This is a genomic window from Nocardia canadensis, from assembly GCF_032656385.1.
GTDB classification, from domain to species: domain Bacteria; phylum Actinomycetota; class Actinomycetes; order Mycobacteriales; family Mycobacteriaceae; genus Nocardia; species Nocardia canadensis.
This window is the reverse complement of the sequence record NZ_JAVCWB010000009.1, coordinates 47010-68976: the sequence shown is the minus strand read 5'-3', so window position 1 is coordinate 68976 and position 21967 is coordinate 47010. Positions and strand designations below refer to the sequence as shown.

The 21967-nt window shown below is 67.5% G+C and carries 21 protein-coding genes; 5 read left to right on the top strand and 16 right to left on the bottom strand.

Annotated features, from left to right (window positions below; genetic code table 11):
* Positions 1-465: 465 nt before the first annotated feature.
* The 10 genes from Q7X29_RS23555 to Q7X29_RS23510 form a co-directional block, all read right to left on the bottom strand.
* Positions 466-1506 carry a phosphotransferase enzyme family protein gene (locus Q7X29_RS23555; protein WP_280302115.1) on the bottom strand — a complete coding sequence of 347 codons (1041 nt, stop codon included), beginning with the start codon at positions 1504-1506 and terminating at the stop codon, positions 466-468.
* Positions 1507-1618: 112 nt separating this feature from the next.
* Positions 1619-2743, bottom strand: a complete 1125-nt coding sequence (locus Q7X29_RS23550) for a glycosyltransferase (RefSeq protein ID WP_280302113.1) — start codon at positions 2741-2743, stop codon at positions 1619-1621.
* A 59-nt stretch (positions 2744-2802) separates the two neighbouring features.
* Positions 2803-3570, bottom strand: a complete 768-nt coding sequence (locus Q7X29_RS23545; RefSeq protein ID WP_280302111.1) for an SDR family oxidoreductase — start codon at positions 3568-3570, stop codon at positions 2803-2805.
* A 69-nt stretch (positions 3571-3639) separates the two neighbouring features.
* Positions 3640-4392 carry a 5-deoxy-glucuronate isomerase gene (locus Q7X29_RS23540; RefSeq protein WP_280302109.1) on the bottom strand — a complete coding sequence of 251 codons (753 nt, stop codon included), beginning with the start codon at positions 4390-4392 and terminating at the stop codon, positions 3640-3642.
* Positions 4389-5474, bottom strand: a complete 1086-nt coding sequence (locus tag Q7X29_RS23535) for a Gfo/Idh/MocA family protein (protein ID WP_280302107.1) — start codon at positions 5472-5474, stop codon at positions 4389-4391. Before Q7X29_RS23535 ends, Q7X29_RS23540 begins: the two co-directional genes overlap by 4 nt.
* Positions 5474-6670 (bottom strand): N-acetylglucosamine-6-phosphate deacetylase, encoded by a 1197-nt coding sequence (locus tag Q7X29_RS23530; RefSeq protein WP_280302105.1) that lies wholly within the window; start codon positions 6668-6670, stop codon positions 5474-5476. The genes Q7X29_RS23535 and Q7X29_RS23530 overlap by 1 nt, the downstream gene beginning before the upstream one ends.
* On the bottom strand, positions 6667-7893 hold the full coding sequence (locus tag Q7X29_RS23525; RefSeq protein ID WP_280302103.1) for a glycosyltransferase family protein: 1227 nt from the start codon (positions 7891-7893) through the stop codon (positions 6667-6669). The genes Q7X29_RS23530 and Q7X29_RS23525 overlap by 4 nt, the downstream gene beginning before the upstream one ends.
* Positions 7890-8639, bottom strand: coding sequence for a polysaccharide deacetylase family protein (locus Q7X29_RS23520; protein ID WP_280302101.1), 750 nt, complete (start codon positions 8637-8639; stop codon positions 7890-7892). Before Q7X29_RS23520 ends, Q7X29_RS23525 begins: the two co-directional genes overlap by 4 nt.
* Positions 8627-9598: an NAD-dependent epimerase/dehydratase family protein gene (locus Q7X29_RS23515; RefSeq protein WP_280302099.1), complete on the bottom strand. Its 972-nt coding sequence runs from the start codon at positions 9596-9598 to the stop codon at positions 8627-8629. Before Q7X29_RS23515 ends, Q7X29_RS23520 begins: the two co-directional genes overlap by 13 nt.
* Positions 9595-10845, bottom strand: coding sequence for a nucleotide sugar dehydrogenase (locus Q7X29_RS23510; protein WP_280302139.1), 1251 nt, complete (start codon positions 10843-10845; stop codon positions 9595-9597). The genes Q7X29_RS23515 and Q7X29_RS23510 overlap by 4 nt, the downstream gene beginning before the upstream one ends.
* Positions 10846-11261: 416 nt before the next feature.
* On the opposite strand from Q7X29_RS23510, the gene Q7X29_RS23505 reads away from it, so the two are divergent.
* From Q7X29_RS23505 to Q7X29_RS23495, 3 genes are all read left to right on the top strand, one after another.
* Positions 11262-12668, top strand: coding sequence for a helix-turn-helix domain-containing protein (locus Q7X29_RS23505; protein ID WP_280302097.1), 1407 nt, complete (start codon positions 11262-11264; stop codon positions 12666-12668).
* The gene (locus Q7X29_RS23500; RefSeq protein WP_280302095.1) at positions 12665-13579 is read left to right on the top strand and encodes a phosphotransferase family protein; all 915 of its coding nucleotides are present in this window, start codon (positions 12665-12667) and stop codon (positions 13577-13579) included. Before Q7X29_RS23505 ends, Q7X29_RS23500 begins: the two co-directional genes overlap by 4 nt.
* Positions 13580-13997: 418 nt before the next feature.
* Positions 13998-14567, top strand: coding sequence for an NUDIX hydrolase (locus tag Q7X29_RS23495; protein WP_280302093.1), 570 nt, complete (start codon positions 13998-14000; stop codon positions 14565-14567).
* A gap of 189 nt (positions 14568-14756) precedes the next feature.
* Here the strand turns inward: Q7X29_RS23495 and Q7X29_RS23490 are convergent, their stop codons facing one another.
* Positions 14757-15836: a hypothetical protein gene (locus Q7X29_RS23490; protein ID WP_316575419.1), complete on the bottom strand. Its 1080-nt coding sequence runs from the start codon at positions 15834-15836 to the stop codon at positions 14757-14759.
* A 253-nt stretch (positions 15837-16089) separates the two neighbouring features.
* Here Q7X29_RS23490 and Q7X29_RS23485 point away from each other — a divergent pair, with 253 nt between their 5' ends.
* Together Q7X29_RS23485 and Q7X29_RS23480 are read left to right on the top strand one after the other, a co-directional pair.
* Positions 16090-16848, top strand: coding sequence for a hypothetical protein (locus tag Q7X29_RS23485; protein WP_280302090.1), 759 nt, complete (start codon positions 16090-16092; stop codon positions 16846-16848).
* 486 nt (positions 16849-17334) lie between these two features.
* A complete protein-coding gene (locus Q7X29_RS23480) occupies positions 17335-17571 on the top strand; it encodes a hypothetical protein (RefSeq protein WP_280302088.1) in 237 nt (78 codons plus the stop codon).
* Positions 17572-17721: 150 nt separating this feature from the next.
* Here the strand turns inward: Q7X29_RS23480 and Q7X29_RS23475 are convergent, their stop codons facing one another.
* The 5 genes from Q7X29_RS23475 to Q7X29_RS23455 are packed head-to-tail and all read right to left on the bottom strand — an operon-like array spanning position 17722 to position 21944.
* Positions 17722-18300 carry an AAA family ATPase gene (locus tag Q7X29_RS23475; RefSeq protein WP_280302086.1) on the bottom strand — a complete coding sequence of 193 codons (579 nt, stop codon included), beginning with the start codon at positions 18298-18300 and terminating at the stop codon, positions 17722-17724.
* Between the two features lie 16 nt (positions 18301-18316).
* Positions 18317-19048 carry a class I SAM-dependent methyltransferase gene (locus Q7X29_RS23470; protein WP_316575418.1) on the bottom strand — a complete coding sequence of 244 codons (732 nt, stop codon included), beginning with the start codon at positions 19046-19048 and terminating at the stop codon, positions 18317-18319.
* Positions 19049-19051: 3 nt separating this feature from the next.
* Positions 19052-19981 carry a glycosyltransferase family 2 protein gene (locus tag Q7X29_RS23465; protein ID WP_280302082.1) on the bottom strand — a complete coding sequence of 310 codons (930 nt, stop codon included), beginning with the start codon at positions 19979-19981 and terminating at the stop codon, positions 19052-19054.
* Positions 19978-21177, bottom strand: coding sequence for an arylsulfotransferase family protein (locus Q7X29_RS23460; RefSeq protein WP_280302080.1), 1200 nt, complete (start codon positions 21175-21177; stop codon positions 19978-19980). The genes Q7X29_RS23465 and Q7X29_RS23460 overlap by 4 nt, the downstream gene beginning before the upstream one ends.
* Positions 21177-21944, bottom strand: a complete 768-nt coding sequence (locus Q7X29_RS23455; protein ID WP_280302078.1) for a creatininase family protein — start codon at positions 21942-21944, stop codon at positions 21177-21179. Before Q7X29_RS23455 ends, Q7X29_RS23460 begins: the two co-directional genes overlap by 1 nt.
* Between the last annotated feature and the right edge of the window lie 23 nt (positions 21945-21967).

Sequence of the window (21967 nt, the reverse complement as noted above, 5' to 3'; positions counted from 1 at the left end):
CACCACTGACATCGCCGCGCGAGACGGTGTCAATGCTGGCGCACTGACCCAACTAGCCCGCGACTACGAGTTCCCCTCCGCGCGCCTGGACGGCGACCATCTATCAACGTTGTCCCGTGCCTGGCTCCACCAGCAATACATCACGCAAGGCCGCACACTGTCCGAGTTAGCCGAAGAGATCGGTACGTCCTGGAGTTCCCTGGCCAGACAGGCCCAGCGTCACAACATCCCGCTGAGTCGGCTCGAGAGCCGACTCAGCGGTGAATCCACCTGCGCTCCAGCCGAAATCGAGCATGTACCCGAGGTGTTGCGGTCTGTGCTTACCATGACCGACTGGATTGCTCGACGCGACGAACTCGCCGAGACCAGCCACCACCCCACCATGGCCGCCGCGGCGGGGGAGTTTCGATATACCGGGCCAACTCCTTAGAGTCCCAAGATCGGCCAGTCGTCATCTCTGAGCCTTCAGCTGGTTGTGCCGGGATAGGACTGGCCACCGAGATAGGCGTCCATGTTGGCGATGATTCCGGCGATCCGGTCGTGTCCCCACTCTGCGACGGACGCGTTGGACAGAGCGCCACTGACAAAGTTCAGCACGAAGCAGTCCCGCAGGACCAGGTAGGGCTCAAGCAGGTCGTCGAGCTCGTCGGGCAGTGGGAAGATCCCGGCATAGCCGTCGAGGAAGTCCCGAGTGAACTTCTCGTAGGCGCCGGGAGTGGTGTGGGCGATCCGGTGGATCGAGGAGAGCACGGTCGCGATGTCGAGGATCGGGCTTCCCCATCCGCAGTCGTCGAAGTCGATGACCCCGACGCCGCCGTTCGGCAGCGCGATCATGTTCTCGCGGTGCAGGTCACCGTGGATCCGTGTGTGCTCTGACGGGTCGGTCGCGAGCGCCTGGGTTACCCGGTCAGCGACGGCGCGCAGGGTCTCGCGGCCGTGGTCTCCGAGGTTCACGGTGGCGTCGGGGTCGGTCAGCGCCGCGCCTTTGAGCAGGATGGTTTCGTAATCCCATGTCGGCCGGTCGAAGGCGGGGATGTCGACGGTGGCGGCGTTGCGGTGCAGGTGCGCGGTGGCCGCGCCCATCTGCGCGGCGACCCCGGGCTGCTGATACGGCGGTTCGGCGGTGCCAGGTACCCAGTGCAGCAGCGCGAGGGTGGCGGGCTGGTCGTGGCCGGGAACGGTGACTGGCACGACGTGATCGCCGCTGGACGTGGTCACTGGTCCGGGGACTGCGACGCCGCCGGATGCGGCGAGGCTTTCGAGCCAGGCCATTTCGCTGCGTTGCTGGTCGGCGGGTCGACCGTCGCGGATGGACAGGCGCGCGACGTAGGAGGTCTCGCTCCTGATTGGGGTGACCCGCCAGACGGCGTTGTCCTCGTACTGCTGGAGCTCGAGCTCGGCGGTGGCCGGGATGCCGTAGTGGATCGGCAGGGCGGCGCGGGTCAGACCGTCGAGAACACCGAGCTGGTCGCTGTGGCTGAGGTCGGAGAACGTGGTTGGTGGCACGGCTTCCTCACGGGTTGGGTTCCGGCATGGTCAGGCCGGGCGGGGGCAGATTACAGCTTGGGGCGCGGATCGATTCGGGGTTTCGATGGCGCGGGCGCGCGTAGCGGCAGAGTCACAAGGATACGGAACCTTGCAGCACTTGAACAGGCATTTTCGTTCCGGCGGCCTGTTCGATGAGGCCCAGAAACTGGTCGCGGTAGGTGTCCCATTCGAGAGCGAGCGCGTCGCGATCCGGGCGATGGGCCGCCGCGTCGGAGTCGGTGGCGGTGAGCAGTTCGCGGATGTGGGAGGCGCACGCGACGATATCGTCGACGGGGACGAACTGGGCTGGCCCGCGGCCGCCCGCGCCGTCACGGTGGCCGGGGATGTCGGTCAGGATGAGCGGCAGGCTGTGCTGGCGGGCTTCGAGAACTGAGATGGGCACGCCTTCGAAGCGGCTCATCGAGACGAACCCAGCCGCGCCGGCGAGCACGCTGTCGACGAGGTCGCGCTGCCAGACCGCACCGAGCCAGACGACGCGATCGGCGATGTCGAGTTTCGCGGCGAGCTGGCGTAGCGCGATGGTCTGATCGCCGTCGCCGATGATGACCAGGCGGGCAGAGGTCGTGGTGTCGGCGAGCGCGCGGGCGAAGGCGCGCAGGAGGCTGTCGTGGCCCTTGTGTGGGTAGAGGCTCTGCACGGCAACGACATAGCGGTCCTGCGCCCAGGCCGCGCTCGGCGGCGTGACAGCGCCGGTGCGGGGCTCGGTCGCGTTGGTCAAGGTGGTGACCTTGGCGGCCGGGATGCCGACGTCGTCGAGGAGGAACCGGGTCGAGCGGCCGCCGACGGCGACGATGTGGTCTTCGCCGAGGGAAAGGACACGGTCGAGCAGGTTCTTGCCGCGGCTGCGCAGGTGGGAGTAGTCGGAGTGGCAGAACCGGACGACGGTGCGCGCCCGGCGCAGGGCGGGCCGGATCGCCGGATAGAGCCGACCGTCGCCGAATTCGAGCACCACGACCTTGTCGCGGACCAGCGCGGCAAGGAACAGATTGCGGCGCAGCCGGTTTCGTGGTGCGACGACCAGCTCGGCAGCGACGGGGAGTTCAGCGACGAGGGCGTTGTCGCGGCCGGGGTCGAGCACGCAAACGGTGACCTCATATCCGGCATCGAGCAGGACGCGGGCGTGTGAGAGCAGGACCCGTTCCAGGCCGCCGACGGTGAAGTGGCGCAGGATCAGGACGATCCGGTTGGTGGACATCGCGATTCTCCTTGATGAGGGGCTGGGCCCGCCGCCGCGGGCAGGCCCAGCCAGGGTGATCAGGCGGTGCGGTGGACCTTGTGCTGGGCGGCCTGGGCCAGGGGGCGGACCTCGAGCAGGTCGATGTCGACGTGCGGGGGCCGGGTGGCGCACCAGACGATGATCTCGGCGATGTCGGCGGGAACCAGCGGGTTCTCGACGCCGTGGTAGACGGCGTCGATGGCGGCTTGGTCGTTGTCGAATCGGGCGCGCATGAACTCGCCGCCACGTTCGTCGCCGCGCATCATGCCGGGGGCGACTTCGGTGATCCGGACGGGTTCGCCGTTGAGTTCCAAGCGCAGGGTTCCCACCATCGCGGTGAGGGCGTGCTTGCTGGCGGCGTAGGCGGCGCCGCGTTCGTAGGCGACGCGGCCGACCGTGGAGCCGAGGAACACGATGTGGCCGTGGTTGTCGATGAGCTGCGGGAGCAGGGCCTGGGTGGTTCGCAGGCTGCCGACGACGTTGGTGTCGTAGGTGGCGTGCCAGTCTGCGACGTCGCTGTCGGCGATGGTGGCTGCGGGCGTGGGGATCCCGGCGTTGTTGACCAGCAAGGTCAACGGCAGCGGGTGCTCGGCGACGGTGCGGGCGAGGTCGGCGACGGATTCGGCGTCGGTGACATCGAGGTGATGGTGGGCGATGCCGGTGGCAGTGGGAGCCTCGGTGCTCAGGCGGCGTGATGCCGCCAGCACGGTGTAGCCGGCGGTGTGGAGGGCGTGTGCGGTGGCCGCGCCGATGCCGACGCTCGCGCCGGTGACGACGGCCAGGCCGCGCGATTCGGTGGTGGACATGGTGTGCCTTCCTCAGGTATCGGATGGGGTCGGATCGGAGTTCATGGGTGGCCTCGCGCGCGATCGCGTTCAGGTGTCGAGCAGCCAGGCGTGGGCGGGGTCGGTGTGAAGGGCGAAGTGGTCGTCGATCTCGCCGTGGGCGGCCCACAGGTAGTAGAGGTCGTGACCGCCGGCCGCGGCGATGGCGTGGTAGCCGTGGGTGACCGTGGTGAGGCTGGTGCCGGTGACGACGGTGCAGCGGGCGTCGGCGACGGTGTCGTCGTATGTGAGCACCACACCGAAGCCGGTGGCGGGGCGGACCCGGAACGCGAAGGCCTCCTGCAGCGCGGTTTCGCGGGGAGGGTCGCTAATCGAGTGGCGATGCGGCGGGTAGGTCGACCAGCGGCCGTCGCGGGCGATGGTCTCGCCGAGCAGCAATCCGGAGGTTCGGGGCGGCGCCAGCAGCGTGGTGACCTCACGTTCCCAGCTGCCGTGTCCGCGCGTCTCCGGTGCCACGGCGGTGACGCGGGAGGCGGCCGGTCCGGTGGTGCGGTTGTCACGGAGCGGGGCTTGGACCTGGACCAGGTCGGCGCCCTCTGGTCCGGCAGTGATCGTTGCCGCGGTATCGGCGGGCAAGTACCAGCCGGTGGCGGGCGCGGTGAAGGGGTCGGCGCGCTCGGCGGTGTGGGTGTCGTCCCCGCTTCGGGTGGTGAGGTGGCCGGCGATCAGGATCAGCGCGGTCTCCTGGTCGGGGCGGGCCTCGATGGTGAGCTGCTCGGCCTCGGTGAGCAGATGTCGTGTCAGAGTCAGGCCGTTGGGTGTGCGAGCCAGCGTGGTGGTCATCTCGATGCTCCGAACGTCGTGGGATCTGGAATGGGCAGGGCCTGGTGGGAGAGGCTGGCGGGGTGGATGGTGGCGCCGGTGGCGACTGCGCACGCTGCGGCGGCCGCGGTGGCGAAGGGTGTGCGGTGCTGATCGGCCAGGGCGACGGGCAGGGCGGCCAGCATCGCGGTGTCGGCGCCAGCGTGGGTGCCTGGTTCGCGCGCGATCTCGTAGCGGGTGCTGGGGCCGGTGCGAGGGTGCAGGTAGACCAGGTGGGGGCCGGTGTGGGCGTCGTAGTGGATCGTGAGGGTGCCTGTCGTGCCGAACAGGTGGCAGGTGTAGCCCTCGTCGTCAGCGTTGGTGGTGAGCGTGTAGCGCGCGTGCACGCCGGTGTCGTAGGCGATCTCGGCGGCGATCGTGTCGTGGATATCGGTGCCGGGCAGCCACTGTGAGCTGCCTGGCTGGTAGTGGCGGTGTTGCAGGGTCGCAGTAACGGTGCACGGGTATGCGTGCAGCCACCAGGCGATCAGGTCGAGGTGGTGGCAGGCCTTGGTGACCTCGAGGCCACCCGACGCGGCGCGGCGGCGGTGCCAGCGCTGGAAGTAGCTGGCCGAATGAGAAGCGTTGAGCCGGTAGTGGAATTCGGCGTCGGCGACCGTGCCGATCAGACCGTCGGCGAGCATCTGGTGGACCTGGGTGTGGACGTTGGTGAAGCGCAGATTGTGCGCGACGAGCAGAGTCGTCCGGGTCTGCTGGGCGGCCTTTACGAGGGCGAAGGCGTCGGCGGCGGTGGTCGCCAGCGGCTTCTCCACCAGCACCGCGCACCGTGCGGCGAGGGCTCGCTCGGCGACGTGGCGGTGCTCGGCATCCGGTGTCGCGATGACCACCAGGTCGGGGTCGGTGTTGCCGAGGACCCGGTCGAGGTCGTCGGGTGCGGCGATACTGCCCGCGAATCGATGAGCGGCATGGTGGAGGGCATGCCGGTCCCGGTCGATCACGGCGACCAGTTCCGCTTCGGCGACCTGCGGGCCGAGGTCACCGTTGAGCCACGGCAAGTACAGCTTTCGGGCGCGAGCTCCGGCGCCGATCAATACGACTCGCATCAGTGTTCTCCGTGCGGGCAGTCCGCATCGTTGCGGACGAGCCGGCCGTCGAGCACCACCGAGGCCAAGGTCAGCTCGGCATTCCAGACGGTGAGGTTCGCGCGGGCACCCGGCAGCAGTGTCCCGATCCGTGGGTAGCGGCCCAAGACCTTGGCTGGTGTCGCGGTGGCCATTGTGAGGACATCACCGACTGAGGCGCCGGTCAGCGCCCGCATCCGCGGCAGTGTGCTCGACAGTGCGACGACGCTGCCGCACAGGCTGTTCGCCGTGGTTGTGGTGGCGTAGCCGTCGTGTACGCGTCCGGTCGCGGCGCCGGTGTGGAAGGTATGTCCTGACCGCAGCCCCATTCCGGCGGTCGCGTCCGAGACCAGGCACAGCCGGTCCGGGCCGAGGCAGCGCAGGGCGATGGTCAGCAGCTCGGCGGGTAGGTGGTGGCCGTCGGCGATGAGTTCGGCGGTGAACTCGTCGGAGGCCAGCGAGGCCTCGAGCAGGCCGGGGATCCGGTGCACGCCGGGCCTGGTGAGCGCGGATTGCCCGCTCCACAGGTGCGCGAGGTGCGTCGCGCCCCGGTTCCGGGCGGTCTGCAGCTGAGCCGGGGTGGCCTGGCTGTGACCGACCGAGACCCGCACACCGTGGTCGACGAGGTAGGAGATCAGCATGTCGGCGCCGGGTAGCTCGGGTGCGAGGGTCACCATCTGCAGGAACGGCGGTAGCGGCGTCAGCTCGGCGAGTAGCTGGCCAGGAGTCCGCAGGTGAGCCGGATCGTGGGCTCCGCGCTGGTCGGCGGCCAGGCAGGGGCCTTCCAGGTGCACACCGGCCAGGGTCGGCGCTCGCTCAGCGGTGAGCAGATCGGTCGCTGTGGCCAGCGCCGCGGCAGTGGCCGCGGCAGACGTGCTGGCCAAAGTCGCTAGCGCGGTGGTCGTTCCGGCGCGCAGATGAGCGGCGAGGATGTGGTGCCAGGCGGCCGGGTCGGATTCGGTGAAGTCGTGCCCGCGGGCACCGTGCAGGTGCAGGTCGACCAGGCCGGGCCCGACCAGGTCGCTGGCGGTGTCGAGCACGCGCGGGCGGTGGCCGCACCCGGTCGGGTCGGCCGCGATGGTCCCTTCGCAGATCGCGATCTGTCCGTGGGCGGCGTGTGTGGGGTCGGCCAGCAGCAGGTTGGTCGACCGCACGATCAGGCAGCCGGGCGGCTTCATGCCTGCACCATCGGCGCGTGCCGAGGCGCGCTCACGCAGGCGCATCGCGTCCCGGTCTCGGTGCCGGGTAGGTGACGGTCATAGGAGCCGCCGTCCCACAGGTAACGGGTGCCGTCGGCGATGAGCGGATCGGCCAGGGCGCGGGCGACTTCGGTGTCGAGCGCCCCGGCCAGCGCCTCGGCGAGACCGATTTTGCGCAGGATGCCGAGCTGGTGCAGCCGCTGGGAGTGGACCTGCTGTTCGACCTCCCGGATCTGGCGCGGGATCGCGATCGTGTTCGCGGCCGTGGCAAGGACTTCGCCGAGCATGTTCGCGCCCGCGGCGCCGATGAACAGGTCCGCGGCCCGCATCCACGGCTTCAGATCCGGCTCGTAGGCGCGGACCTCGACCGTGTCGTCGTCAGCCCAATACTGTTGCAGTGCACGTAGATCCGCCGGTTCCAGGTAGGGGCCGGTGACCAGCAGTGCCCGATCGAACGCGTGACGGCGGGTGGTCAGTGCCCGCGAGAGCGCTTGCCACAGCTCGCCTGCGCCCTGGCCGCCGCCCATGGCCGCGACCACCAACCGCTCCTCGGCGTCGATGCCGAGTCGGGTGCGGGCCTGGTCGCGGGTGTAGGGGACCGGTTCGGCCAGGTAGCCGGTGTAATGCAGCCGTTGTGCGGCTTCGCCGGTGAGCCGGTAGTACTCGGCGAGGTCGAAGACCTCGGGGTGGATGTGGACGTTGAACTGGCAGTAGTGATCGAGCACCCACGGGCCCCGGTGCTGAGGGCCGAAGTACTTGCGCATGGTCTTGTCTCGGTCGAACAGCACCCCGCGCAGGCTCAGCACGGCATGGGTGGGGTAGCGCGCTTCGAGTGCGGGCACCAGCTCGTCATCGGTTCCGCGCGGGATGTGGTCGCTGATCAAGACATCGGGCCGGTAGTGCCGCAGGAACGTGGTGATCAGGTCGGCGCGAGCCTGGTGCAGGGTCGTTTCGCTGATGGCCAGGCGCGGGCGCAGGTTCCATCCGCTCGGGTCGTCGAAGTTGGCGAACGAGGGGATCTTGACCAGGTCGACCTGGTCTGGCAGCAGGTCCAGGCCGCGGTAGGCGCCGGTGATCCCGGCGATCGAGTACATCTGCGGCGAGCGCAGCAGGTGCTGTGCGACTTTCGCCGCTCCGGAGGTATGGCCGAGAGACCTGCCGTTGTGCCAGTACAGCGCGACAGTGCGCGGGTGGAGGGTCATCGCGATACTCCTGAGGATCGGCCGGCGGCGATGTCGACTCGTCGGGCGTTGTACTGGGCGGTCGCCGGGTCGGTGTCGGCATCGAGCGCGGCCTGGAACGCGGACAGGCTCCAGCTCGGGTCGACCTGGATGCGCGGCAGGCTGTAGGGGTGGCCGATGTCGACACGGTGGTGCTCGTCGGTCGCCATCGCCAGCGGGTAGACGCGCGCCACGGCACGCTGCACGCGCAGGTCGTAGGCGCCGTAGGGGTAGACGAACATCGCCGGTGGAGCGCCGAGCAGATCGGCGAGCGTTTCCCGTTCCCCCAGGACTTGCCAGGCGAGCCCGAGGTCCGTTGCGGTGGTGAGGCGTTGGTGGGTGTAGCCGTGTGCGGCGACGCTGCGCCCGCTCGCGACCCATCGGCGCACACCGGCCAAGTCCGCCATCAGATCGACGACATGGGGTGTGAATCGCGGCCGGTCGGGGGTGAGGTAGCCGCCGCACACGGCCATGACTGCGGGCAGCCCATGCTGCTCGAGGATCGGCAGGACTGTGGTGATCGTGTTGGTGTAGCCGTCGTCGAAGGTGAGCAGAACCGACCGGGATGGTGGGCGCGCGCCGGCGGCGAGCATCCGGTGCAGGTCGGTCTCGGTCAGTACCGTGTAGTGCTCGGCGAGCAGTTGCATCTGGGCGCGGAACCGGTTGAGGGGCACCGACATCGAGTCGGTGACCGCGTCGTCGACCAGGTGATACATCAGGATGTGCATCGACTCTCCTCGCTCAGGTCGTGATGCCAGGCGATGGTGCGCGCCAGGCCTTCGCGCAACCCGCAGGTGGTAACGGCGGGAAACAGCGCGCGCAGTCGCGCCGGATCGGCGTGGGAGTGGGCGACGTCGCCGGGGCGCGGCGCGGTGTGCTCGATGGTGAGTTCGCGGCCCAGGAGATCGGCGATCTCGGTGGCGACCTCGAGGACCGAGTGCTGGGTGCCGAAGGCCAGATTCACCGGCCACGGACTGCTCACCCGGTTGACGATCGCGGCGCCGATCACCTGGCACACCGTGTCGACGAAGGTCCAGTCCCGGGTCTGGGTGCCGTCACCGTGAACCACGATCGGTTCTCCGGCCAGCATGGCGGCGATGAACCGGGGAATGACCGCTGCGTAGGGATGTCCGGCGCGCTGGCCGGGCCCGAAGACGTTGAACAACCGCAGCGGCAGGACCGGGAGCCCGAAGCTGGCGTGGTAGGCGCCCAGGTAGGCCTCGGTCGCCAGCTTGGTCACCGCGTACGGACTCACCGGCATCGTCGCGGAGTCCTCCACACGTGGCAGCCGAGGGTTCGCTCCATACACCGACGACGAGGACGCTGCGATCAGCAGCGGGCCGTTGGCGTGGCGGCAGGCCTCCAGGACCTGCAGGGTGCCAGTGGCGTTGGCGTGGTGGCTGGCCAGCGGGTGCTGAATCGAGCGTGGCACCGATCCGAGCGCGGCGAGGTGGACGACCGCGTCGGCACCGGCGACCGCATCGGTGACCGCGTCAGGGTCCAGGATGCTGGCAAGACGGAAGTCGATCGCGGCTCGGTCAGCAGCCAAGCGCTCGACGGTGCCGGTAGAGCAGTCGTCGATGACGGTGACCGCGCCGATCGCAGGGTTCCGCAAGAGCTGGTGAACCAGATTCGAGCCGATGAATCCGGCGCCGCCGGTCACCGTGATACGCAGGCCCGCCTTCACAGCTGCTCCACGGTCGAGCTCGCGGCGACGCGGCCGCGGCAGTCGAAGACGAACGCGGCCTCGGCGGCGATCCGGTCGTAGTCGAAGCAGTCGTGATCGGTCAGCACCACGGCCGCGTCGGCGGCGGCCAGCTCGAGAGCCAGGTCGTCGACCAGGGTGATCCCGGCGGCCGCGGACGCGAGCACGAACGGGTCGCAGGCCACGACGCGGGCGCCGCGCGCGGTGAGTAGTTGGGCGACCTCGACGGCGGGGGACTCGCGGACATCGCCGCTGCCCGGTTTGTATGCCAATCCCAGCAGCAGGATCTGCGCGCCGGCGAGGTCACGGTCGCGGGCGCGTAGGGCGAGGGCGAGCCGTTCGACGACCTGGGCCGGTCGGTTGTTGTTGATCTGGGCGGCCAGGTCGATCAGCGCGGATCGCCCGCCGGTGTGCTGTTCGGCCCACCAGGACAGGTAGATCGGGTCGACCGGCAGACAGTGCCCGCCGATGCCGGGCCCGGGGTCGAAGGCCATGAACCCGAACGGTTTGGTCGCCGCCGCGGCCAGCGCCTGACGGAAGTCGACGCCGGCGCGGCGCGCGATCTCGGCCAGCTCGTTGACCACGGCGATGTTGACCGCCCGGAAGGTGTTCTCGAGAAGTTTGGCCAGCTCGGCTTCTTCGCACCGGTCCACCAGGACGACTCGATCGACCAGGCCGGTGTAGAACTCCGCGACCCGGGCCAGGGACACCGCATCGATCCCGGAGACGACCTTGGGTGTCGTCGCGACGGTCCACTGCTGGTTGCCCGGGTCGATGCGCTCTGGGCTGAAACCGAGCCCGAAGTCGGCGCCGCGCTTCAACCCTGATGCAGATTCGAGCACGTCGCCCAGGATCTGGGTGGTGCCTGGGTAGCTCGTGGACTCGAGCACCACCAGCGCGCCCGCGCGCAGGTGGACACCCACCAACCGCCCGGCTGCCCGGATGAACGCCAGATCAGGTGCTCCGTCGGCCAGCGGCGTGGGCACGGCGATCACCGCGATGTCGAACCCGACCAGGTCGCGCGGCCGCGACGACGGCCTGTACCTGCCGCCGCTCAGGGCCGACTGCAGTGCGTTGTCGGCGACATCCTCGATCGGCGAGCGGCCTGATTTCAGGTCCTCGACCTTGGTGCGGTCGGTGTCGAATCCGATGACATGGTGACCGGTCGCTGCCGCATGCAGGGCCAGCGGAAGCCCGACGTAGCCCTGCCCTACCACCGCGACGCGCATGGGACGCACACCGACTCGTGAGGATGCTTCTCGACTGCCGATCAGGTCCTGGTCTGCCGCGGTGGGACTTCCGTGATCGGGCTCGACTTCGTGGGTGACTGGTGGGGTGCACGAGACGATCTGAACCATGGATGCCGCCTTCCGGACGCGGGTGGCCGTGTCGTCTCCGCAGGCACTGGCTCGAACCGTGTGCTCTGCGAAGCGATCCGGACCAGCCGTGGCTTTCGCTAGTTCATCGAGGATTCACCTGCTGGCCCGACGCAGGTAAGCGGCGGAGCCGGTCGGCTCGACTCGTCACTTCGATGACAGGTAGCGCTAGTCAATTTCGTTGGCACCGACCGTTTCCCAGTGATCTGACCGAGGACCTGGGAACGTGGTCGACAACAGATGGCCACTGAATGGGATGGAGCTGTTGCGTGAGTCCGCAGCGAAGTGAAATCGCGCCGGAGATCTGGGAGTCACCGCAGATGCGGCGGGCGCTGGCTGCTCGCGATCTCAAGGTCGTTTTCGACCTGCTGCAGCGCGCCGGAATCGGCCAACGCCAGATCGCGCGGATGACCGGCCTACACCAGTCCGAGGTCTACGAGGTGATTCGCAAGGGTCGCCGCATCCAAGCTTGGGACGTCCTGGTGCGCATCGCCGACGGGATGGGCATCTCGCGCGGCTACATGGGGCTGGCGTTCGACGATCCACTCGCCCACAGGCTCGACCAGGCGGCCGCGGCCTGCACCGCCGATCCCACCGAGCGCGAACAGATCAAACAACTGCTGTCCCACGCGGCCAACGTCACGATGGGCACCGACGAGGGCACCGCCGCCATCTGGTGGCAACCCCTCGACGCCGACGCCGAACCTGCGCCCGCGCCCAACAGCATCGGGCAAACCGATATCGACCGCATGACCTCGCTCACCGCGGCCATGCGCACCCTGGACTATCAGTTCGGCGGCGGCGCTTGTCGCGACGCCATCGCAGCCCAGGTGCGTTGGTCCCAGCAACTACTCAACTCCGACGGCAGCGAACGCACCCACCAGCAGTTGCGTTCGGCCCTCGCCGACATGCACAACCTCGCCGCGTGGACCAGCTTCGACCTCGGGCTCTACCGATCGGCCCGCAAACACTTCCAACGCGCCCACACGATCGCGCACAAGGTCGGCGACCACTCCCTGGCGGCCAACGTGCTCTACCGCGCCGGCCGCCTGCACCTGCACCGCGGAGGAGAGGCGAGCCACCACAACAGGCCCGATCCCGAGATGTATCGAGTGGCGCTGAAGTTCTTCCAGCTCGGCCAGCTGGAGGCGCAGAACGCCGGTTGCCCACTCACCGTGGCGATGCTGTGCGCCAACGAGGCCTGGGCCTACGCACTGCTCGACGACCGCGCGCAGATGCAACGCTCCCTCGGCCGCGCCGAGGACGAATTCACCCGCTCGACCCCCGACAACGTCCAAGCCTGGATCCAGTTCTTCGGCGAGGCCGACCTCAACGCCTCGTTCGGCGTCGCCCTGACCGCTCAACCCTCGCCGACAAGCGCGGACATACAGGCAGGCATCGCCCACCTCACGCGCGCCATCAGCATGCGAGGGCCCGAGATGACCCGCAGCCGATGCTTCGAATCCACCGCCCTGGGATGCGCGTATCTGCGCGTGGGGGCAACCGAACTCGGACTACAGGCAGGACGACAAGCCGTCGCCGCGGCATCTACAGTGCGGTCCGTGCGCACCATCCACCGACTCAAACCACTACACGACCTCGCCCTCGAGGCCGCTCCGGAACCGGGCCTGCAAGATCTGGCACGGTCCATCCGCACGTTGCAGGAGTCGGTATGACTGTTCCTTCCTCGCGACAGGCTGGCGAAACAGCGGACTGGACCCGCACCGTCTTGGAGTCGGCGTGCGCGAAAGTCGGCCTCGACGCCAGCGGCGCGGCGCTGGCGAAATTCACCAACAACGCGGTGTACAACCTCGCCACGAGCCCGATCACCGTCCGGATATCCGGCTCGACCGCCATCCGGCAACGAGTGGACAAGGTCATCAGCGTCGCTCGCTGGCTGGCCCGACATGACGTCCCGGCGGTTCGGCTCGTCGACGACCTCCCACAACCTCTTCACCTGGACGAGCACACCATCACCTTCTGGCACACCGTCATCCCCGCCGCGGCATCCACATCTCCTCCCAACGGCGTCGACCTGGGCAAGATCCTGCGTCGCGTTCACGCGCTGCCGCCACCCGCCGACCCGCTGCCCTTGTGGGACCCTCTGCAGGCGATAGTCCAGCGCGTCCGGGAGGAGCAAGTCCTCAGCCCAGCCGACCATCAGTTCCTGCTCGACACTATCGAGGAGCTTTCCGAGGGCCTCGCATCCATCGAGCCGACGCTCCCCCTGGGACCGATTCATGGCGACGCGTTCACCGGCAACCTGATCAAAAGCGGTGCGGGCGCAGTCATCTGCGACTTCGACGGCGCAGCATATGGTCCTCGTGAATGGGACCTTGCCCCCGTCGCCGTCGGGCATCTTCGGATGGACTACGCCACCAACTTCCACCGGCAGGTCGTCGACACTTACGGTGTTGACGTGACCGCGTGGAGCGGGTTCCCGATTCTGCGGCGCCTACGAGAGTTTCAACTGGTCACGAGCGTTCTGCCAGTGCTGTCCGCCAATCCTTCGCTGTATGAGCAATGGCGCCACCGCTTCACCAGCTTCCAGCGAAATGATGGTGCGCGCTGGTCGCCGTACACCTAGAAGGCGCCGCATCAGTTCACTCGCCGAGGTGCTGGCCGGGTGTGCTGTCAACTGTGGTCAGGCAGCCTAGGAGGCCCGTATTCGTCGGAGGGTGGCGTGTCACTGGTCGGTCAGTGGTACACGAGGGTTGGGTGTGGAAGTCTGTGTCTGTTGCGGTGGCGTAGCCCACTGGTGATCAGCCAGCGCAGGGTGACGGTGACCGCCCCAGTGCCCTGCCTTGGGCGACCTGACGGGCGGTCTTGGCACCCAGCAGTGCGTTGGGCGCCGCGACTAATTTCCCAGCGACCGTGCCGATGCGCTTCCACTCATCAGCGTTGGCGCCGTTGGCGATCCGGCTTGCTGCGGCCGCGTACCGATGCGGTCGGGTCGGTAGAGTGTGGCCGTTCGCGTACCCCAGGCACCTCGGCGAAGGGTTCCAATGGCGATCACTGACTCCGACATCTCGGGCACGCTCGCCGCCTATTTGGAGAACCATCAGGCCGAGGTCGAACACCTATCCGAGCCAATAGGGTTGCTGCGCAACGGACAAGACTTCGCCTCGCGACGAACCTTCCCCATGCATGTGACTGTCGGCGCACTGCTGGCCCGGCAGCATGCCGAGGTCCTTTTGGTGCGCCACAAGGCGTACGGAGGAATTCTGTTGCAACCAGGAGGCCACCTCGAGCAAACGGACGTCACACTGCTCGATGCGGCTGTGCGCGAGCTGGCGGAGGAAACCGGGATCGACCCCGAGGGGGTTGTCCCAGCGTCACCGAACCCCGTCTACGTCGAGTACGGCCGGGTTCCGGCTCGGCCACTCAAACGTGAACCAGTCCATTATCATTTGGACTTCGGGTACTGCTTCGTCGCAGTCCACGCTGATATCGGACAGATTCAAGAGTCCGAGGTGACCGATGCCGCTTGGTACCCCTTCGCCGAGGCCGAGCGCCTCGTTGGGCCACGGATCGCGCGAGCGCGCCATGCCGGCCCGGGCAGCGGTCAGCGATGAATGTCCCGGTTCTGAGAAGTATGGAGAGCCGCTCACCGCCTCCCGGCCGGCGTGGTAGCCGGGGGAGAAGCGACGACTACCGCCGCATTGCACGCAGCCCGAATCAACAGTGGCTCCCGTTGATCGGGCTGCAGCAGTTCGGTCCACGGCCCTGTGCTCGTTGGGGAGCCGGTTGTCCGACAGGCAGATTTAGCGGCGTTGCGAAGCGCGGAACCCTGCGACGGTCGAACATGTCACTCCCATCTCCGACTCGAGGCGTTCCAGTTCGGTGATTGCTTGGTCGAACACTGCCATCGGGTCGCGTTGAGCTCGTCGATAGGCCGTCATTGGATCCATCTTCAAACTGCTGGCTACCCGCTGCTTCTCCGAGCTCTTGGAAGGAACGTAGTCCGCCAATACTCCCACCATCTGATCAGAGCCCCCGCCGTCGATGATGATCCCGGTCCGGGTCGACAGCCGGATGTTGGCTGGATCGATGTCTCTGGTGACCAGGCAGGTCGGCAGGGGTGGCGTCTGACGATCTGCCAATCCTAGGCCGAGGCCGTCTGTGAGCCGGACATGGACGAAGTCCCATGCTGCGTTCCACGCCTTATCGGCGATGGCGTCTGGGGTCTCGTTTCCACCGATCTTGAGTACGCGACGACAGGCTCTTATCTCGTCGGAGTTGCCGCAGAACAATCGGACGGCGGCGGCAATCTCATAGGACCCGAGCGCGCCGAATTCATTCTCGGCCCAGCTCGTCAATCGCTCGATCGCCCACGGCATGCCTCGGTGCTTCCACTTAGCGCGAGTTCGATCGAGGTGGCAGATGTGTAGCACCGTCGCGTAGCTCACGAGCACAGCGCGCAGAGGGTGATCTGTCAGCAGAGGTTTACCGACGACGCTGGATTGCCGCGGCCAAGCTTTGTCTCGGTTCACCGGTGGGTGGCGATTGGCGAAGGCGCGGTCGATCTCAGCGGCGGTCCAGGAGAACATCCGATCGCACGCGACCGCGAGCGATTGAGCGCGACGGGGATCGTGCTTCCCGGTGCGTGTCCAGGAGGATTCATTGACTGCAAATCCGTAGACAACATCGACCGTTTGAGAGCGGTGCACTGCGAGAGGGAACTGGTGGAGCAGTTGTCGCAGGGCGTCGCGATCGACTTTGCCGGTGCCGAAAAAGAACTTCTCGATGTCGATTGCGACATTGGTGTCCAGAATGACCCGCTTTGGGGTCACCACCTTGTCGGAATGGATGCCAAACACTCGGTACGGACCGATCTCCATCACTGCTTCTTCTCCTCGGAAGGCGCCGTCCATCCAAGGGACGAGGCGCAAAGGGCCAGCCCCTGGTCGCCGAGCCTACGGACGAATCTGCCTGCAGTAAAAGGGATATCGAATGCTTCGGTGACGGCGACAGTACGGCGTGGCTGGTATCGAGGGCCAGCGAAACCGGCCCCGCGTGGTTCGGTGCTGGAACTACGATGTGAATCTAGAGACGTTGCGCTGTCAGCGTCGCGTCCGAACCGAGCTGAGGTGTGCGATGGAACGAGTCGATCTGGACCAGGTGTCCTGGGCGTTGTTCTCTGTCGATGTCGAACTGAACGGTTCTATCGTTCGGGCTGACTCCGATCCCGGGGTCATCCAATGGTCTGGTTCGGCCCGCTACACGGTCGGCGCTGAAGACTATGACGAGCAAGACTTCCCCGAGGGGGAGGATGCCCCCAGGTGGGACACGGCCATCGCGAAGGGGCGAGCGTTGTCCCTGCATGAACAGCAGCAGGACTACGCGTGTTGGTCGGTGTTGCAGATGTCTGGTGTCCTGGTCGATTTGGGGACGCTAGTCGGCGACGTGGTCGAACAGCTCGACAGCATTTCCGCGGACTATGAGGCCTTCAGTCCGGTCTTCGCGGGCAATGAACTGCATCCGGATCTGCTCGAGATGGTCGAGGGATTCGGCAACCGCGTGGTGCTGATCGACCGCGTGAACCTCGCTCCGGCCTGGCGAGGCGCGGGGGGTGTCGGTCGGGTGCTGATCAGCCGCATTTTGGGACTGTTCACCTCCACCGACACAGGCGTGGTGGCCACGATTCCCTATCCGATCGTCCTCTTCGACGAAAGCGCTCGTCTTGACTTGGAACAGCATCCTCGCTTCGGCGAGGAACTTGAGCGGGTGCGAAGAGTGTGGGCGTCCATTGGATTCAGGCCGTACAGGAATGACATCTGGGTGATGGACCCGGCGAAGGTCCATCACGACAACGGCGTTCGCGCGATCGAGGCTCGCCTGCCAGGCCTTCGGTGAGCGTTGCCCCAGGGACACTGCCTCGCGGATCTCGCCGAGATTCTGACCTGGAAATGGTAGACGACGTCTCCAGTGCATAGAGCCTGGCGCGGTGTAAACTAGCAGCCGTCCGCCATGCCAGGATACTGAGGTGATACATCACTGCTTTCGGGCCTGGGTGCTGGTTGCCGACGGTCCAGCGTCTGTTGACGGAACCAGCGCTGGCTGCCGAATCGTTTGCGCCAGTATTATTCAGCTCTTAGCCGCCGTACTGCGCAGCCGCTATCGTTGGGAATGTCTGCGGCAGAGGTAGATTCACCCACCCGGTGCTGTTCGGTGGATTCAGAGTATCGGCCCGTTGGTCGGCTGCAGTCGGCCCTTGTCTGGTCCAGCGGCACTGTGGGAGGTATTGCTCGCGAGAAAATGAAACCGATCGGGATTTCGATTGCTGTGCGTCACTGCAGCTTTCGGGTCGATTTGCCCAATCGCACGGCGTAGCGTTGTGGATTGACGAACAACACGGATGAACAAGCCTGGGCATGCGACGTATGTCAATTGGAGACCACCGTTGAGTGGGATGAAGAGCTTGAGCAAGACACCGGCCTACCGGCTTTCGCAGCCCCGTTGGCCGGCCGGATGATCAATATCTGCGACGAGTGCGCAGGCGATCGGGGGCCGCACGAGCTGACCGACTTGGCTTACACCATCGCCGAAAACGGGAGGCCTGGAACGCGAGATCGCTGAACGTCTTCCTCGTGCGGCCTCACCTCAGGCTCGGACGCCACGAGAGCGGTGCGGCGGGCGCGTGGATTGTGGCGCCAGTGGAATGGGGTACGACGGTGTGCCCTCGGCTAGACACAGGTCGTGGTTCCTGGCCGAGTTCGTGGCCCGACGCTAATCGGGTTGGGTGATGAATCGCGCGATCGTTTCGAGGCCGGGGTCGTAGCCGTCGGTGGTGTCGACTCGCAGTTCCGGTACGTCCATACTCACCGGCACGAAGGTGGGAGCCGCGTCGTCGCCGGTGGTGATGGTGGCCAGGTGCCCGGCGTCGTTGTGTGCGCGGCGGTGCGGGTTGGTCTCGGCACGGTGCGCGATCCGCTTGCGCAGTACCTGGTGTGGTGCGGTGCAGTGGATGATGCGGATCTGGGCGATGGTGCCGAGCGGCATCAAGTTCGGCCGCCAGAGCCGATCTTGAAATGCCGCTTCGGCGATGACGGTGACTCGGGCGCGGGCGAGCAAGGTCAAGACCTCGAAGAAGGCGTGCAGGACGGGGATGTTGAGATCGTCGTAGCCGGTCTCGTCGGGGTTGGCGGTGGCCATGACCATGCCCTGTTTGATCTCGTCGCGGATGATCGCGGGCACGCCGATGTCGGCGGCGAGCGCGTGGGCCAATGTGGACTTGCCGGACCCTGGCGGGCCGCTTACGACGGCGAGGACGGGCAATTCCGGGGAATTGCGTTCGATGGTGGCCATGCCGCATTCTGGCATGTCAGACCCCCTCGCCGGTCCCGGTGACCCCGATGGACGAGGTGAGGCGGAATGCGATGAAGCCCGGCTGCCGGGTCAGGGTGTCGTATTCGGCGGGGTGGGTGCGGGCCATCTCGGCGCTGGGTCGGTGTTCGGTGATCGCGTCGATCGTGAATCCGGTCGTGGTGAACTCCGCGCACCAGGCTTGCAGTGGTTGGTGCCAGAAGCGGTGGGTGATGCCGCACGACCATCTCTGTTCGACCCAGCCGGTGTCGAAGTAGCCGCCGCCGGTGGTGAGCCAGTCGGCGGTGGGATGACTGGTCGAGATGATCAGGTGCCCGCCGGGGCGCAGGACGCGGCGCAGTTCGCGCAGCAGCGCGATCCGGTCGTCGATGTAGTGGATGACCAGGGCGAGCAGGCACACGTCGACGGAGCCGTTGGCCAGCCAGTACAGGGGTTGGGTGAGGTCGTGTTGGCGCACGGTGATCTGGCCGGCGGCGTGCTGGCGGGCGAGGCCGATCATGTTCGCGGCCGCGTCGATGGCGATGACGTGCGCGCCGCGGGCGAGGAGTTCGGTGATGTAGAGGCCGGGTCCGCATCCGGCGTCGAGGACGACGCGGTCGGTGAGATCACCGAGCAGGTCGAGCACGGCGGGCCGGTCGTAGTAGGTGTTGTAGGCGCTGGTTGCGGCTTCGGCGGCGAACGCGGCCGCGTGCTGGTCGTAGGAGGCGGTGACGGTGTCGGCGGTGAGCATGGGCTACCTGACCTTCGCGGGTTGACGGTGGACGGAGTGGTTTTCGGGCAGTAGCGCATCCAGCACGTCGTAGTCGGCGAGCTCGCCGCGAACGAAGCCGGGGTACAGGGACCGAACCGCGGCCTCGTAGACGTGGACCGGGGCGCGGCGGCCGGAGCCGATGAGCTGGTCGAGGCGGGCGTCGAACTCGGTGAACCAGGCGCGGTAGTCGTCGATCTGGGCGTCGGTGCTGGGCCAGGTGGCGAACAGGTGGCGGCGAGCCAGCGTGAACGGGGTCGGACTCGCGGTGTAGGCGGTCGAGACCGCGCCTCGGCAGGAGGGCACCTGGTGGTAGACGCTGGTGGTTTCCCCGAGGTAGGCGAAGCGGTAGCCCAGGCGCCGGTGCAGGGTCAGCCACAGGTCCCAGTCCTCGCAGTGGGCCATCGACTCGGTGAACCGGGCGCCGGTGTCGGTGAAGTTGCGGCACACGAGCGAGCCGGTGTGGATGTAGTTGGCGCACAGCAGGAACCGGGCGTCGAACTCGTAGTCCTTGCGCGGCAGCCAGCGGACCTCGCGCGGCGGCGCTTCGATCCACCGGTCGCTGACCAGCGCCCCGCCGTAGACGGCGTCGGCGCTGCCGCGGTTGAGCACGGTGTGCGCGGCGCGCAGGTGCCGGGCGAACACGACATCGTCATCGTCGAGGAAGGCAACGAATTCACCGGTCGCCGCGGCCAATCCGGTGTTGCGGGCGGCCGAGACCCCGTAGTGGTCGCTCTCGATCAGCCGGATCGGCAGTGCGGTGCGCCAGCTGTCGACGACAGGGCGGGCGGGCAGGTGCCCGCCGTCGTCGACCACGATGACCTCGAAGTCGGTGAGTTCTTGGCGGGTGAGGCTGCGCAGGGCCCGGTGCAGGGGTCCGGGCCGGTTGAAGGTCGGGATGATGATGCTGATCATCGGCTCGTCCTAACCGGGTCGAGCAGTTCGCACCGGAGCAGATCTCGGGCCGCCGCGGTGGCCGGGTGCTCGGCCGGGCCGGTCATAGCAGCGGCGCGCTGCCCGGTGACGGCCGCCATCCGGTAGAACTGGGCGCGCTCACCGGTGGTGGTGAGGGTCACTACCTGCCAGACCGTGTCACCGTCGCGAGTCACCTCGAGGGCCCGCCCGTTCTGGGCGTCACTGATGACGATGTTGCCGCCCGGTAGTGGCTCGGCGCCGCCGGCCAACGGGCAGAACAGGTTTTGCGGCGGGTCAGCGCGGTGCTGCCACACGATCGTGTGGTCGACGGGGTCGAGTTCGAGGACACGGGAGTAGCCGTGGCGTTGACCGTTGTCGAACACCAGGAGGTTCGCGTTCGGGAGCAGGGTCGGTTGGTGCTGGCCGGACAGCTCGCCCGGCCCCCACCACCAGCGCACCGCACCGGCGGCCAGGTCGAGCACGGCAATGGTGTCGAGCTCGCGCATCGACACCAGCACGTCCCCGGCACCCCAAAGCCCGGCTGGGTGGGCCCCAAGGACCTCGATGGTGTTGGCGTGCAACAGATCCGTTGGCGAATCAGGCAGGTCCCGCAGTAGCCGCGACGCGGCGCGCCCCGCCCGCAACGCGCCAGCGGCGGCCAGGTCGTGATAGGTCGCCAGCGCGGCAGGGTGGTGGGGGGATCGGCGGCGGCGCTCGATGTGGCTGCTGATCAGCGCGGACAGCACCCGGTCGCTCGTCAGTAGGTCGAACAGCGAAAAGGTCGCCTTGGGTGCGCCGGTGTCGTCGATGACGGTGATCGCGTTGTCGAGCAGAACGAACGCCCGGCCCGATCCCTCAACGAGTCTGGGTTGCTCGGTCAGGACATACACGGTGCCGGTGTCGGTGACGTGCAGGTCGTGGTGGACGGGCAGCTCGACGCGCCAGATCGGGGTGGAGTCCGGTGCCAGTTTCAGCAGAGAATGCAGCGGCACGGTCGCATACAGGGCGCCGTCGGCGCCGAGCTCGACGTGGTTCCAGCCGCGCAGATACCCCGGCGGTCGGGTCTGCGGCGCGGGTTGGTCGAGGTCGCTGCTCCAGGCATGGACGATGCGCGCGTCGCGGTCGATCAGGCACGCGACCGGTCGCGGGTACGTCGCCGACGGCGAGAACAGGAAATGCGTTGTCTCGGTGTCCATCAGCGCCCCATCGCCTCGAGGCCGGACTCGAGCCGCACCGCGGCCGCCATCTCGCGGGCGACCTGATCGGCCACGCGGGCACCGATCTCGGCGCTGGCCTTGTGCGCGGTGTAGACGATCCCCGAGCCGGTCGCGGCATCCGGGGGCAGGGGGAACACGTCGTAGCTGAACCGGCGCGCCGTCGACACCACCGGATCGGTGGCGGCGAGACCGGCGCGGGTCGCGGCCGGGGCAATATGCATGGTGAGGCTGGATTCGACCATGCCCGCGTGGTGGTCGTCGGTGCGGGCGACGCCGGTTTCTGCCGCCAGGGCGTTGCGGAACGGCTCACCTACGACGTCCCACCAAGCCACGATCATGATCCGGGCATCGCCGAACGCGGTGGTGACGATCCGGGCGGCCTCGCACAGGAAGCTGAGGTTGTCGATCGCGGAGTTGACGATCACCACCTGCCGCGCGCCGTGTTCGGCCAGGGCGGTCAGGATCTCGGTGACCAGTAGGGTGAAGGTCGATCCGGTGACGGCGAGGACGCCGGGGAAGACCCCGCCGAGGCGTTGAGGCGGGGTGGCCACCCCGTAGCCGATGCTCGGCGCGATCGTTGCGTCGAGGTCGGCGGCCAAGCGTTGGGCGAAGTAGTCGCTGATCATCGTGTCCGCGCCCAGGGGCAGGTGCGGGCCGTGGGGCTCGACGGCCCCGATCGGCAGGACCACCAGGCCCCGCTGTCTGCGGGTATCGAAGTCGTGCCAGGTCATCTCGGTGAGCAGCATCGTCGATCTCCTCATGATGCGGG

Excerpts from the sequence above, each read along its gene's own strand:
- Q7X29_RS23550 (WP_280302113.1), bottom strand. The coding sequence starts at position 2,743 with ATGTCCACCAACCGGATCGTCCTGATCCTGCGCCACTTCACCGTCGGC.
- Q7X29_RS23545 (WP_280302111.1), bottom strand. The coding sequence starts at position 3,570 with ATGTCCACCACCGAATCGCGCGGCCTGGCCGTCGTCACCGGCGCGAGC.
- Q7X29_RS23540 (WP_280302109.1), bottom strand. The coding sequence starts at position 4,392 with ATGACCACCACGCTGGCTCGCACACCCAACGGCCTGACTCTGACACGA.
- Q7X29_RS23535 (WP_280302107.1), bottom strand. The coding sequence starts at position 5,474 with ATGCGAGTCGTATTGATCGGCGCCGGAGCTCGCGCCCGAAAGCTGTAC.
- Q7X29_RS23530 (WP_280302105.1), bottom strand. The coding sequence starts at position 6,670 with ATGAAGCCGCCCGGCTGCCTGATCGTGCGGTCGACCAACCTGCTGCTG.
- Q7X29_RS23525 (WP_280302103.1), bottom strand. The coding sequence starts at position 7,893 with ATGACCCTCCACCCGCGCACTGTCGCGCTGTACTGGCACAACGGCAGG.
- Q7X29_RS23520 (WP_280302101.1), bottom strand. The coding sequence starts at position 8,639 with ATGCACATCCTGATGTATCACCTGGTCGACGACGCGGTCACCGACTCG.
- Q7X29_RS23510 (WP_280302139.1), bottom strand. The coding sequence starts at position 10,845 with ATGCGCGTCGCGGTGGTAGGGCAGGGCTACGTCGGGCTTCCGCTGGCC.
- Q7X29_RS23500 (WP_280302095.1), top strand. The coding sequence starts at position 12,665 with ATGACTGTTCCTTCCTCGCGACAGGCTGGCGAAACAGCGGACTGGACC.
- Q7X29_RS23495 (WP_280302093.1), top strand. The coding sequence starts at position 13,998 with ATGGCGATCACTGACTCCGACATCTCGGGCACGCTCGCCGCCTATTTG.
- Q7X29_RS23485 (WP_280302090.1), top strand. The coding sequence starts at position 16,090 with ATGGAACGAGTCGATCTGGACCAGGTGTCCTGGGCGTTGTTCTCTGTC.
- Q7X29_RS23475 (WP_280302086.1), bottom strand. The coding sequence starts at position 18,300 with ATGGCCACCATCGAACGCAATTCCCCGGAATTGCCCGTCCTCGCCGTC.
- Q7X29_RS23470 (WP_316575418.1), bottom strand. The coding sequence starts at position 19,048 with ATGCTCACCGCCGACACCGTCACCGCCTCCTACGACCAGCACGCGGCC.
- Q7X29_RS23465 (WP_280302082.1), bottom strand. The coding sequence starts at position 19,981 with ATGATCAGCATCATCATCCCGACCTTCAACCGGCCCGGACCCCTGCAC.
- Q7X29_RS23460 (WP_280302080.1), bottom strand. The coding sequence starts at position 21,177 with ATGGACACCGAGACAACGCATTTCCTGTTCTCGCCGTCGGCGACGTAC.
- Q7X29_RS23455 (WP_280302078.1), bottom strand. The coding sequence starts at position 21,944 with ATGCTGCTCACCGAGATGACCTGGCACGACTTCGATACCCGCAGACAG.